General features: G+C 48.5%; 13 protein-coding genes. 11 read left to right on the plus strand and 2 right to left on the minus strand.

Annotated elements, in window-relative coordinates:
• The 8 genes from IEW70_RS17435 to IEW70_RS17470 form a co-directional block, all read left to right on the plus strand.
• A partial coding sequence (locus tag IEW70_RS17435; RefSeq protein WP_229752079.1) for a hypothetical protein occupies positions 1–542 on the plus strand: 542 nt, incomplete at its 5' end.
• A gap of 176 nt (positions 543–718) precedes the next feature.
• Entirely contained in the window at positions 719–934 is a 216-nt protein-coding gene (locus IEW70_RS17440) for a hypothetical protein (RefSeq protein ID WP_188649182.1), read from the plus strand.
• A 222-nt stretch (positions 935–1,156) separates the two neighbouring features.
• Positions 1,157–1,975 (plus strand): type IV secretory system conjugative DNA transfer family protein, encoded by an 819-nt coding sequence (locus tag IEW70_RS17445; protein WP_188649183.1) that lies wholly within the window; start codon positions 1,157–1,159, stop codon positions 1,973–1,975.
• A 14-nt stretch (positions 1,976–1,989) separates the two neighbouring features.
• Positions 1,990–2,874 carry a replication-relaxation family protein gene (locus IEW70_RS17450; RefSeq protein ID WP_188649184.1) on the plus strand — a complete coding sequence of 295 codons (885 nt, stop codon included), beginning with the start codon at positions 1,990–1,992 and terminating at the stop codon, positions 2,872–2,874.
• Between the two features lie 610 nt (positions 2,875–3,484).
• A complete protein-coding gene (locus IEW70_RS17455) occupies positions 3,485–3,766 on the plus strand; it encodes a hypothetical protein (RefSeq protein ID WP_188649185.1) in 282 nt (93 codons plus the stop codon).
• A gap of 34 nt (positions 3,767–3,800) precedes the next feature.
• Positions 3,801–4,355, plus strand: a complete 555-nt coding sequence (locus IEW70_RS17460; protein ID WP_188649186.1) for a CRISPR-associated protein Cas4 — start codon at positions 3,801–3,803, stop codon at positions 4,353–4,355.
• A 239-nt stretch (positions 4,356–4,594) separates the two neighbouring features.
• Positions 4,595–5,662 carry a lamin tail domain-containing protein gene (locus IEW70_RS17465; RefSeq protein ID WP_188649187.1) on the plus strand — a complete coding sequence of 356 codons (1,068 nt, stop codon included), beginning with the start codon at positions 4,595–4,597 and terminating at the stop codon, positions 5,660–5,662.
• Positions 5,663–5,803: 141 nt separating this feature from the next.
• Positions 5,804–6,748, plus strand: a complete 945-nt coding sequence (locus tag IEW70_RS17470) for a hypothetical protein (RefSeq protein ID WP_229752080.1) — start codon at positions 5,804–5,806, stop codon at positions 6,746–6,748.
• Between the two features lie 557 nt (positions 6,749–7,305).
• Here IEW70_RS17470 and IEW70_RS17475 read toward each other — a convergent pair.
• On the minus strand, positions 7,306–7,545 hold the full coding sequence (locus IEW70_RS17475; protein ID WP_188649188.1) for a hypothetical protein: 240 nt from the start codon (positions 7,543–7,545) through the stop codon (positions 7,306–7,308).
• Between the two features lie 731 nt (positions 7,546–8,276).
• Here IEW70_RS17475 and IEW70_RS17480 point away from each other — a divergent pair.
• The 3 genes from IEW70_RS17480 (at position 8,277) to IEW70_RS17490 (ending at position 12,065) form a co-directional block, all read left to right on the plus strand.
• Positions 8,277–9,875 carry an alkaline phosphatase D family protein gene (locus tag IEW70_RS17480; protein WP_229752081.1) on the plus strand — a complete coding sequence of 533 codons (1,599 nt, stop codon included), beginning with the start codon at positions 8,277–8,279 and terminating at the stop codon, positions 9,873–9,875.
• Positions 9,876–10,232: 357 nt separating this feature from the next.
• A complete protein-coding gene (locus IEW70_RS17485) occupies positions 10,233–11,366 on the plus strand; it encodes a glycerophosphodiester phosphodiesterase (protein ID WP_229752082.1) in 1,134 nt (377 codons plus the stop codon).
• A 450-nt stretch (positions 11,367–11,816) separates the two neighbouring features.
• Entirely contained in the window at positions 11,817–12,065 is a 249-nt protein-coding gene (locus IEW70_RS17490; protein ID WP_188649189.1) for a hypothetical protein, read from the plus strand.
• Positions 12,066–12,735: 670 nt separating this feature from the next.
• Here IEW70_RS17490 and IEW70_RS17495 read toward each other — a convergent pair.
• Positions 12,736–12,954 (minus strand): WGxxGxxG family protein, encoded by a 219-nt coding sequence (locus IEW70_RS17495; RefSeq protein ID WP_188649190.1) that lies wholly within the window; start codon positions 12,952–12,954, stop codon positions 12,736–12,738.
• Between the last annotated feature and the right edge of the window lie 37 nt (positions 12,955–12,991).

Raw genomic sequence — 12,991 nt, forward strand, 5'->3', positions numbered from 1 at the left:
TGGACACGGAGAAGGTGGATACGGCAAAGGTGGACACAGAGAAGGTGGATACGGAGAAGGTGGATACGGCAAAGGTGGACACAGAGAAGGTGGACACGGAGAAGGTGGATACGGCAAAGGTGGACACGGAGAAGGTGGATACGGCAAAGGTGGACACAGAGAAGGTGGATACGGAGAAGGTGGATACGGAGAAGGTGGACACGGAGAAGGTGGATACGGCAAAGGTGGATACGGAGAAGGTGGACACGGAGAAGGTGGATACGGCAAAGGTGGATACGGAGAAGGTGGATACGAAAGTGAATACAAAGGTGTTGATTATATCCAAGTTGCTAAAGAACCGCAAGCGAAGTAGCGAGACGGTTGAAGAAATCGAAAGAGTAGTACAAAAAGGGATTGATATCAAAAAACAAATAGGCAAAGTCCCTGGTAGAAAACGACTGATGAAGGCGACAGGGTGTAAGGAATATATCGCGAAGGAAGCGAAGAATGTACTTGACATATTGTACCCAAAGGAAGCGAAGAATGTACTCAAAACAGGATGACGAAAGGCCGCTATAATTTCCCCCTAATTCCTCTGAGGCGAAGAGAATGCCGCCACCCTACTATGGGTGGCTTTTTTACATACTGTGACTAACCGAAAAGGCCGATTTTCGCTGAAAAGCGGTATCCGAGGGGGATCCCCGAAAGGGTTCCCCTTTACTTTTTCGGTTTGCAAATCTTGCTGACCGCCTTAGAACAGGTGCCGATCCTGCCCTTTTATTGGCTAATAAAGATGGATTTTGTTGGAGGTGTCGCCATCAACCACTTCATCATCGTACCCCTTGGGACCTGGCTGATGGTGAACTCCAACGGAAAAAAGGGACGCTCCCATGAAGCGGAGCTGCGGGCCAAATACAAGCATTTTAAAGCAGAAAATCACTTTGCCTTGTATTGATCGATTCCGAAATCAACCACTTACCGTTTTGCCTCCGAGCTAACTTACCGGGAGGAGTCGCGGCGGGAGAAGAAATAAAAGGAGGGAGAGCATTGGCAGAGGTTCGGGTAGAAATGCCGGTTCAGCACATCGAAGGAAATTTGGTTTTTAGTACAAACCAGTCCGTATGGGCGTCTGGCGAGGGAAATTGAAGAGCTGGAAGAGAAATTCGGCGGAAAAGAAGTGGAACCGGTATTGAACCGGTTAGGGGAATTAAAAGACAACCCCATTACGCGGCGGATCTTTGGTCAAAAGAAAACCAGCGTGGATCCCTTACAGATCATGCAAAACGGAGAGATTGCCCTGTATGACCTGGAGGGGTTAAGCCAGCACGAAATCCGCTTGGTGATGGGGTATATCACGAACCTGTATCATCAAGCCTGCTCCAAACGGACCAACCAACAGTCCAACCATTATCTGATCGTGGACGAGGCCCATGAAGTACAACTACCTGTCATGCATCAACAGATCATTCCCAAAGATCGTGCCAGAGGTCTGGTACTGATCCTGATGACGCAGTTTATGGATCAGCTGAAAAAAGAGCTGAAAGCGGCCATCACGGAGATTTCCGGCAATATCATCGCCTTCCGATCCGGTAAAGAAACAGCCCGAGAGGTGGAAGCCATCACCGGATTCAAGGCAGAGGATATCCGAAAACTGTCGGACCTTCATTGTGGTGTATACACGGACGATGAGGATGGGGATCCGGTCCGCTTCTTTGTCCGGACAGAACCGCCGTACATCCTGGATCACCAAGGGCAGCCAACCTATTACGGCGACGATAAACCGAAGCGGGATCAAGCGAAAGAAAAAGCATTTGCCGAGGCTTTGGAGGAGTTGGGCTATCCATCGATGGCCCGGGATTGTAAAACGGCCGAGGAAGCCGAACAGGAAATCCAATCCTACTTAGAAAGCCTGTGGGAGACGAGAAAATCAGCAAATACAGAGCCCAAAGAGCTTGAAGAGAAGTCCACAAACGGCAAACCCAAAGTGAAGCTCTAAAAGGAGGAGAGAAGATGATTTTCCACTATACAGACCATCCCCATCTTCGTGCAGACGAACGGTTATTAATGGTGTTAGATGAGCTGGGGGTTGCAGACCGAAACCACATCGGAACTGTGCTAAATTGGAAAGATAACACCGTCCGATACGTCATTCACCAATGGCGATCCAAAGGGATTTCCGTAGAGGATCGGGACCGGTTGGAGCAATTGAAAAAGGAGATTCAGAACAAATGGGGGGAAAGAAGGGAGGCTCCCGCCGAGGTGCGGCGGGAGTATCAAACCCTGTCTCAATCCATCCAAGAAGCACGAGATGCATGGATCCGGATCATACGGCCCACCCGAGCAGCCAAGAGAAATAACCTCTATACCCTGGGAGTCAAAGGGATTCAATATTGCCGCCAAATCATCTTAGAGCAGCAGGGAACCGTCAAGGAGAAGCAGGATAGCCATTGGGGGCATTACGTGGGGCTGAATGACATCCTCTTGCGTCTTATCCAATCCTTTGGCTGTGAAAAGCTCCAATGGTACGGGAGTTACGAAGCTACTTCGTATTTGTTCCGTTCCTTGGACCATTTAGGCGAAAAATACGATCGAAAAAAGGTAATCCGTCCAGATGCCCTGGGTGTCATTGATGGCCAAATGGTTTGGTTCGAATATGACAACGACACGGAGTGGACGCAACAAATTGAAAAGAAGATGCGGGAGTACGTCGAAACCTTAACCCAAATCCAAGATCTGAACCCTGTACTCTGGGTGGCTCCCTCCCAAAAACGGGCCACCGATCTGCAAGAGGTATGGGAATATATCCGAGAAGAATTTGATGTGATTCCCAAAATGTACTTCTTCGAAGCCGGGAAGGAGATCGATTGGCTACAGTCGATAAAGGTATCTGCATAGCCATCTATACAACCATCCATGAAACCTTCTAGACAACCATCTATATAACCATCTTTCCTATCATCTGTTGTAATAAAAAGGAAGTGTATAAAACCCAGGAAACATACAGGCTGAAGCCCTATTTTATTTCGCGATTTGGTACGCTATAGCGATTGGATTTTCCCCCATCCCGATGATCGAAGATACGAACGAATCGACCCGGGGGGAAGGTTTTTACCCTCACCCTGATCGCTTTCTGGGTGTCGTTGGAGAATCTATCCCATCCGGATCCCTGGACGGTTTATTGGTGTACCAGCATTCCCGCTGGTTGGTTTGTATTCACTGAGTCCATACGGCAATCCATGCCGGAGAGTGATGGGTTTATTGTCTATGGCCCGATCCGGACCATGTTGATTTTGGATATAGTGGTCTTTGCATTCAAATCACTAGTCAAGCTGATGTTTGCTTCGATTATTGGGCCCTTTGCCCTGATTTATGCGGGGATCTGTTGGGGCGAGGATATAGCGGAAATCGTGAGGGTTATCCGAAAGAAGCGGGGTAGACGGAGTAGAAAAGTACAGAAAGCAAGATAAGTATTCAATCCAGTCTTCAATAATGCGGTGGTGATGAGTTGAGCAAAAAAAGAAAATGGTACAGCGCAACGGAAATCGGCGATTTTGTATATTGCCAAGAGCAGTACCGTTTAAAACAATTAGAGCAAGGCGGAAAGATTCATGTCGAGGATGAGGAAAACGTTTTTATTGACGCTCGGTTGGAGGATGGACGGAGTTATCACAAACAGTATGCCCAACGATTTCAACCGCCACAGAGAACGGCGTCAACCAATGGCTGCGCTGTTGGTTGCGCGATCGTATTCATCCTATTGGCTGTCTCTAATTCATCGCGTTTTTGATGGAAATGATCAAATAGAGAAAGGAGGAGGAGCTGTGCTAAATGTGTTAGTAGGTTTTCTCGTAGTCATTCTTCTCCTTGCGATGGTTATACGCCGAAATCCAAAAACAAACGGTGATCCTACCCAAGTTCCACAAGGAAAATCCCCCCATGTCCGTATGGGGGAACTTATCTATAGCGATGAAAAAGGAGAAGGAAAGACACTGTGGGATTATCAATGGGGATTAAAAGGGAAGCCGGACGAGGTATGGAAAAACGGTGATAAACTCCATGTCGTGGAAGTCAAAGCTACTCATCTTCCCGAATATCGAACGAATCCTTACGAGAGTCACAAGATGCAGCTCGCTGTTTATATGCGATTGGCTCAAGTCCATTTCAAACTTCCTGTAGAAAGTGGCGAAATACGATATGCTTCCGGCCAACGGTTTAAATACAAATGGGATTATTCACTTAGAAACCAACTCTGGAGAACAATCGAGCGGATCCGGAAAGTTGACGCAACAGGAAACACCTTCGTTAAAGTAAAGAAAACACAATGTCAACGCTGCCGTTACTACTCCGTCTGTGATAAAAAGCGGTTTGCAAGGTGATCGACAGCCGTATAAGGGGTGTACCTTGCATTAAAGCCGTAGGGGAGGGCGGAAATTCATCAAAAAAAGGAGCCTGAGCCCGCCGAAAGAAAGGTTCCAACCGTCCAGCGCATATCCCACGAATGAATCCGTGGGCTTTCAGTCGGTACTTTCTGTAAAAAAAGTCCATAAATAATTTAGGCAAAATTAAAAAGGGAAAGCTAATTCTTCGTGTATTCTTTTGAGGGAGGTGTTGCAATATGAGGAAAATTCCCTCAATCCTCATGACATTCGTACTATTGATTGGAATGATTGCTGTTATTCCACAGCCGGCAGCTGCTGCCACGTATCAAGCGACAGTGGAATACGTAGTAGATGGAGATACCATCAATCTCACCAACCCGGTACTGGGAACCGATAAAGTCCGGCTGTTATCCATTGATGCTCCAGAAACCAACTATAACGGTCAGAATCAAAATCCGTGGGGAACAAATGCAAAAGAGTATCTCCAGCAGCTCTTGCCCCCGGGAACGACCATTACGATCGAAACCGACACAGAAGAAACGGATGCTTACGGTCGTTTGTTAGCCCATATCTGGAAAGGCAACCTGGATGTAAATAAAGAAATGCTTCGGCAAGGACATGCGGTCACCTACTATATATGGCCCAACATGAAGTATTACGAAACTTACCGCTCCGCCATGCTGGAAGCCAAAAATGCCGGGCGTAACATTTGGAATCCGCAAAACCCACTGCCGGAACTTCCGTTTGAATTCCGGGATCGAGTTTCTGGAAGTCAGCAAGATAAATATGTAGGTGACTACTACACCAAGAAATATGTACAGCCAGCAGATTACAAGCAAGTGCCCGTGGAAAACCGTGTTTTCTTCTGGAATGCACAAGATGCCCAACAAGCTGGATACACGCCAGCTGATGGCGGCGGATCCACTCCTTCCGGTCTTGTGATCAATGAGGTCTTACCCGCTAACCAAAGCTATCCCCATGAGTTTGTGGAGATTTATAACGGCAGCAGTCAGACAGTGGATCTTTCTGGCTATGTCATTGACGACATCGTGGGTGGAGGAAGTGGCCCTTACACCATTCCGAACGGCACAACTTTGGCACCTGGTAAGTATTACGTCTGGACTACGAGTAGTTACTTCAACAACACTGGTGATGACGTTACCCTGTTAGATCCTAGCGGGAACATCGTGGATCAGTATTCGTATACCAATTCAGGCTACGATGTGTCCTGGTACCGGTCTCCGAACGGAGGTAGCTGGGCAAATACGCAATCCTCTCCCACTGAAGGAACAGCTAATCCATAAAAAATAGCTGTCCTCAATGTCCTATCCCTGTAAAAGCTAACTCATGCTATCACCGCCTGAGCCCGGTAATTCACCGGGCTCAAGTGGTTTGAACGTTTCTGGAAGTTTTTAAACATGGACATTTTAGGGAGGAAATAGAATTTGAAACGGCTTCGGTTGTTGTTCATCTTGGTTATGCTGTCGCTGATCGCTTCTTCCTTCCACTTTCCTGTATCAGCAGAAGCTGCGAGCGATTTGGATCTTGCATACCGCTGGGCACCGGTGCATTACCAGGACACGGATAATTCCGATGCGGATGCCGATTACCTGACCGCGGTGGACTATGACGGGGATTGGTACACAAAAAACAATTGGGAGAATCAGGACGGCGATGTGAACCGCCTCGTTGGAACGGTCTATTATTCGGTGGTGGAAACGTCGACGCACTGGTATTTGGTGTATAGCTTTTACCACCCCCGGGATTGGGTCGATTATCCGGATTTCAGCCTGGACACCCATGAAAACGACATGGAAGGGGCCCTGATGATCGTCCGAAAAGATGGCAGTACGTACGGGCAGCTGGAAGGAATGGTTACCGTCTCCCACCTGGATTTCTACTCTTTCACCCCTTCAGGTAGCCCGCTCCGGGACGGTGGAGAAAACATTGACGGCACGGTCCGCATGGTTTCTTACGGCGGCTACACCCGGCCAACCACGTTCCAGGAAGCCAAGGGCCACGGGGCGAAAGCTTGGGACGGCAATGACTTCCCCGGAGGGGACGGCGTCGTCTATTACCCGGACAAAAATACGGGAGAAGTGCCTTCCCACGGCAATGATCGCAACGTCAAATATCACCTGGTGGACACCTTTGCTCCCAGCGGTCTTTGGGACCACCGTTATGACAGCCAAACTTTCGCCAGCTGGGGCACCTTTCTAGGGGACAATGGCAAGAACAATGCCGCCAACGCCGCCTGGGGATGGGATGACGGCAATGACGGTTCGACCTACCGAGGAGAGATGGCCACGGATCCCGCCAACCTGACAGATGTGTATTTCGACGGACTGGGTGTGTTCAGCTGTACGTACATCCGGAACAACTATCGGTAACAAGTGATCCTCAACCGCTATACATGTGCGGAAACTAAGTGTTCACCCAAGTAAAAGCCACCCCTTAGAGGGTGGCTTTTATCGTTATCCTTATCTTGCCCGTGCTTTTTTACTTTGTTTACCCCGTTTCTTTTGGATATCCTTCACGATTTCCGCTATATCTAGCCCCAACAAATCACCGCATAAATCAGGGCAAAGGGGGCTTTTTTGATTCAAGGAATACTTTTATTCTGTTACTTCAGTAATGCTTTGCAACAAAAATCTTTTAATCTTCTTCCCGACTCGCATAACCAGCCGTTCTTCAAAAGGGAGAACATCGACGACGTATCCGGTATATTGTTCCATGCCTTTCTTAGTTTGATACGTAATGGTAATCGCTGTCTGTTGTAAATATGATTTTCTGATCAGTCGGAGTAACAAAACGAATTCCCTCCCATTAAGAGTCCTTAATACGATGTTTCCTGTAGTAAAGTGAAGTGGTCTTGATGGGAAAAAATCCGTACTCGTCGTGTGTAATTATTGGGAACTCAGAGATGAGACGCTTTTGTTGGCTTGTCTTACGTTCCTTCTGCTAACATGTCCTTTTTAAAAACCGCTATCTTAGTTTCAACCTCACGCTTAATCTTCTCAAGTATTTTATATTCCTTCATGGTAGAACACAGCATGGAGAAGCTTTCCAGACCTGCTGAACGGCTGTCTTTTTTGACATGGTAAGATCCATCTAATGAAAAGCGGATATATCCTTTGCTGAAAGGCCACCGTGGTTTGTACAACTCTACATGATGGATCTCCTTCAATGGAATGGTGATATCCTCCAAGTGTCGGCGTTTTTTCTCAGCTCTTGAATGGATAATTTCAATTAAGTTTGTATACATACGGATACTGGCTGGATATTTTCAGTTCATTCATGATACCCCTCCAGGTCTGTAAATTCTTTTGCCTATAAGTACAAAGGCCTAATCAAGAGCAACGTTATTTACATCCCCTATACTAATTATTCGTAAGAAGTGCTGTTTTTTTGTCCGGGTCCGAAGAATAGATGTGATAAGAGAATAATCCCATTTTAATTTGCAAGTATAACCTTCCAGTACAAGGGTGTTGCTATAGAGTAAATATTCGGTTAATCGTTTGCAAATCCCCATGGAAATACGGACTGCTTTGATAAAATAAACTTGGTCATTGGTTATGCTACTCGTCATTTTGACTCTCTCATTCCGGGTTGGGCCTTTATGGGCCTTTTTTATTTTGCTATCAGCTCCCCAAAAATACGATTAAAAGCTCACAGTCGGTGGGCTTTATAGTTTGAACCCTTGAAATAACTGACTCCCGTAGATAACCAGCATGGGTCTGAGAACCACTCTGGATTAGAGTGTTTTTTTGATGCCTACTAACTTTACCGAATATGGATTCTGTAAAGTCACTCGGTATGTGGATGATCCCATTAAAATCTCCTTTAACATTCTATTAATATCCAATTCATTCTTTTCTCTTATGCTGCTAATGATGAATATTGCAAGGAGTGGTGAAATTGGATAACGAAAATCCGGAAAAAATGGACAGACGAACTTTTCTTAGTATAACTGGAAAAACAGCTGTCCTGACGGCTCTGGGATTAACATTCCCTTATTCGATGATGCAACATAACGCCGAAGCTTCGATGAAGTTCTCGAAATATCCGTTCACCCTTGGTGTTGCGTCCGGTGATCCTCTCCCGGATGGGGTCGTGTTATGGACTAGACTGGCTCCCGAACCTCTCGCGGCAGACGGAAAGGGCGGGATGCCTAACACCAATATTCCCGTTCAATGGGAAGTGGCGGAGGATGAGCAGTTTCATCGGATTGTCCGTGCTGGTTCAGAAATTGCCACACCAGAACTTGCGCATTCCGTTCATGCAGAGGTACATGGTTTGAAACCAGGACGTGAGTACTATTATAGATTTAGAGCAGGGAATGAGATTAGTCCGATCGGAAGAACAAAAACAGCTCCGGCTATCGGCAGTCATGTGGACAATCTCTCATTTGCTTTTGCCTCCTGTCAGGCGTGGGTGGGTGGACGTTATGCCGCCTATCGAAATATGGCGGAGGAAGATCTGGATTTTGTTATTCACCTTGGCGATTACATATATGAAAAAAGAGATACGGAAACCCTCGCCGATTTTCGTCTTCTCCACGCTCTTTACAAAACTTCTCCCGATTTGCAGGCTGCCCATGCAAAATTTCCGTTCATTGTTACATTTGATGACCATGAAGTCGAAAACAACTGGGCGAATGATGTATCCCAGCCGGACGGTGAGGAGTCGAATGAACGCGAGCGTTTCCTTGCTTTGCGCGCTGCGGCCTTTCAGGCCTATTACGAGCACTTGCCACTCCGGGCTCGATCGAAACCTAATGGCCCTGATATTCAGCTATACCGAAAATTCACCTTTGGTGATCTAGCTGAGTTTAGTGTATTAGACACCCGCCAGTACCGCGATGATCAATTGCATGACGGATTCCCGAGTGCCCCGCTTCAACCGGAAGCCTTGGATCCATCCAGAACAATGACAGGAGTGGAGCAGGAGCAATGGCTGTTTCAAAATCTCGACCGTTCCCAGGCACGCTGGAATGTTCTTGCCCAGCAGACCATTATGGCGCAATATGATTATGATCCGGGAGAAGGGATCAGCGTCAACCATGATCAGTGGGATGGTTACGCCGGTCAACGGAAACGTATCTTCGATTTCATTCAACAGCGTAAGCCTTCTAATCCGATTGTCATCACTGGAGATTGGCACTCAAGCTGGGTAAATGATCTGAAAGCCGACTTCAATAATCCCGAATCCGAGACGATCGCAACCGAATTTGTTGGGACATCGATCAGTTCTGGATGCGGATGGGCAGGTGCTGTTGAAGCGGCTCTCTCGGTAAATCCACATGTAAAGTTCTTTAACGGTGACCTACGGGGTTACGTCCGATGCAACCTAACGCACAAATCATGGAAAAGTGATTACAGAGTCGTAGCTTCTGCCAACGATCCGAATGTAAAAGCCTATACGTTATCGTCATGGGAAGTCGAAAATGGACGACCCGGTGCAAAGAAGCTTTTTGCTCAAGAAAATAAAGTAGAAACATCAGTAGTCAAAGGATAAAGGTCGAAAAAGAAATCGGCGAAAACCAAAGATAAATTTGGAGACACTCTTTTCATTTTTTAAAGACTGATTTGACGCCAGAGGCAAGGTAAACTTACCCCTGTCAAGTAGACAAATAAAAAGAAGTCACCATGTGATGATCAAGCCGTTTCAGCCCGGTAATCCACCGGGCTGAGATTGTGTATTAAACGGGATTGAAATACTTACAGCCTGACGAACCTCTTCGTCCGAAAGAAGCGGAAAACCGCCCGGTCAATTACTTAATGAAAACGTTAGGTTAAATGATCCTTAAAAGTACTGAATTACAATACCAATGTCTTTCGGATTAATAGTTTTTTGAAACAAGGAGATGATTTGATGTCTCGGTTAAGCGCGTTGCTGGCTTTGCTGGTTGTGGTTAGCATGCCCACTGCCACCTATGCAAGTTCCGGTACACCTGCCAGCCAAGAGTTAGCACAACCCGCCTCGGCCGCTGAGGACCCGTCCCGAGAAGCCCGGGAAGTGGGTTACGGTCCCGATGGGTTCGACCTGCAGGCGCACCGGGGCGGGATCGGGCTCACCGTCGAGTCCACGATCGCTTCGTTCTCCCGCGCCCTCGAAGTCGGTGTGAGCACACTCGAGCTCGACGTGCAGATCACTGAGGATCACCAGGCTGTCGTCACGCACGACCGCAAGGTCTCGGGCGCCAAGTGCCGGGACACGGGCCCGGCGTTTGCCGGTGACCCCGAGTACCCCTATGTGGGTGACTACGTCAAGAACCTCACCCTCGCCCAGGTCCGCACACTCGACTGCGGATCGCAAACCTTGCCGCAGTTTCCGGAGCAGCGGCCGAGCCCCGGCGCGCGGATGCCGTTGCTGAGCGAGGTGTTCGACCTCGTCAAGCGCTATAACGCAGACAAGGTCTGGATGAACATCGAGACCAAGGTTGAGGCGGGGGCACCCGAGGAGACCGCGCCACGTGAGGAGTTCGTGCAGATCGTCGCTAAGGAGGTACGGGAGGCGGACATGCTCGACCGGGTGTCGATCCAGAGCTTCGATTGGGGCGCCCTGATGCGGATGCGCGAGGTAGAGCCCCGCTTGCCCATCGTGGCGCTCACCAACGGTCCGCAGTTCCTGCAGCCCGGCCAGCCGGGGGCCTCCCCGTGGTTGGGCGGAATTGACATCGACGACTTCGACGGCGACCCCGTCGCCGCCGCCCACTCGTTCGGCGCGGACGCCATCTCCCCCGTGCACGGTTTCCCGCAGAACGGCAAAGTTACCGACGAGAACTATGAGCCCTACGTGACGAAGCGCATGGTGCAGGAAGCGCACAGGTACGGTATGAAGGTCATCCCGTGGACGGTTAACGACGCGCCCACCATGCACAAGCTCATCGACGACGGCGTCGACGGGATCATCACCGACTACCCGGACCGGCTGCGTGAAGTCATGGAGCAGCGTGGTCTCGAGCTGCCCAAGCGCTACCCGGCTCCCGGGGAGTCCGTAGGTTGACCCTGAGCGGGGCAGCGAGTACTCAAGCTGGCTGCCCCGCTCGGCGTCAGGGCACCATCCTGTCAGTTCTCGGCAGCGCATGTCTTAGCCATGAAACGGCTGCGCCAGGATGCCTACTCAAGGCCCGACCAGTGCCGCCCGCGGCGGTACGTAACGGAGTTGCGTGATTGATATAAAATTTCAATAATATATTGGGGTACTATAACGATTTACGAAATTTAGGGCCACTCTGGAAGAGAGTGGCTTTTTTAATGCCCATTGACTTTACCGAATATGCATTCTGTAAAGTAAACAGCCCAAAAGGGCCGTTTTTTCTTTACAGAATACGATAAAATCAAGGGTGTTTTAGCTTTACAGAATACGAAAAGGGTAGGGTAAGGCATGAGTAGCTAAAAACGATTACCAACAGAGACGAAATTTCATTTCCAAAATAGGGGAGGGGAGAGGTAGATGTACATAGAAGCCTTTCAGGCCTGGCTGCAGGAAGAAGGCACGGGGGAACTGACCCAACAAGAATACCTTCGTGTCGTAAAAATCCTTGCTCGTTGGCGGGAAACGAGTACCGGTAAGCCCTTTGATCCCGGTGACCGCTCGGGATCTTCACGATTGGATCAGCCATATGCAAACGGTGGAGCGCTTGGCCCCGTCGTCAATCAACAAACGGATTGTCGCGATAAAGACGTACTGGGGTGTGGCTAAAGCGATCCCTTAGTAACCGCCAAAGCTGACCAATGCAAAGATCGTTGCGATTACCAACAGGAAAATCAACAGGCGACGTAAACCTAAGGCCATATCCATGCTCACGTCACGAGGTGCGCATCCATACAATGTTATTCGGCCGGCTTTTTCGCCCCCAACAAAAACACCGTAAGCGGTGGGTGCATTCCACGCTGCACCTATCCCGGTGTTTTTGTTGTCCTATGACGCTCGAACAGCCGTTTATGCCGCGAAAGCATCTTGCCTATGAGAAGATCCCCCAGATAGACTCCCGAAGTCGGTTCCGCCAGGGTCCATTTCAATACCGGGACAAATCAAAGGGCTCATACATAAGGGCAAATGCTCTGGGGGCTATTAATTTTCAATACCATCATCACTCTCCTGGTTGATTCTTGTGACCATAAAGATATTAGCGGAAACCGAAGACATGTCGGTTATCGGTTGCAAGAGGAAAAATCGTCAGGGGGAAATTAGTTGATTGATCTGGGAACCATGTGAAGGCTTACCTGCATTGTGATACCTAGCGCCTCTTGGCTTCCAAAATGGCAAAAGCCCCGGGTAAAATTCCCGAGGGCTTTTGCACGGACACTTTTTGGTCTGTCAAATATAAGATGATTGCTTTGAATGGCGCCCAAAAGGGCGCCTTGAAACCTTACCGTTTTTGGTTGTCGTCTTTTCTCCTTAATCCAAGCAGTCCCAACAATCCTGCCAGTCCAATCCAACCCCAATCGGTATCATTGTCATCATTGTTAGTCATGTTATTATTGTTGTTAACAGCCACCGCGGCCGAAACGGAAGGAACTGTGGTAACAGCTTGCATACCTACTGTAAGAATAGTGGCTACAGCCAGCATTGCCATCCACTTTTTCATTGAATTTCCCCCTAGCTTTGGACTGGTTCTTGATGTT

It is taken from the genome of Marinithermofilum abyssi (genome assembly GCF_014641195.1).
Classification (GTDB): Bacteria; Bacillota; Bacilli; order Thermoactinomycetales; family DSM-45169; genus Marinithermofilum; species Marinithermofilum abyssi.

Excerpts from the sequence above, each read along its gene's own strand:
- IEW70_RS17450 (WP_188649184.1), top strand. The coding sequence starts at position 1,990 with ATGATTTTCCACTATACAGACCATCCCCATCTTCGTGCAGACGAACGG.
- IEW70_RS17465 (WP_188649187.1), top strand. The coding sequence starts at position 4,595 with ATGAGGAAAATTCCCTCAATCCTCATGACATTCGTACTATTGATTGGA.
- IEW70_RS17485 (WP_229752082.1), top strand. The coding sequence starts at position 10,233 with ATGTCTCGGTTAAGCGCGTTGCTGGCTTTGCTGGTTGTGGTTAGCATG.
- IEW70_RS17490 (WP_188649189.1), top strand. The coding sequence starts at position 11,817 with ATGTACATAGAAGCCTTTCAGGCCTGGCTGCAGGAAGAAGGCACGGGG.
- IEW70_RS17495 (WP_188649190.1), bottom strand. The coding sequence starts at position 12,954 with ATGAAAAAGTGGATGGCAATGCTGGCTGTAGCCACTATTCTTACAGTA.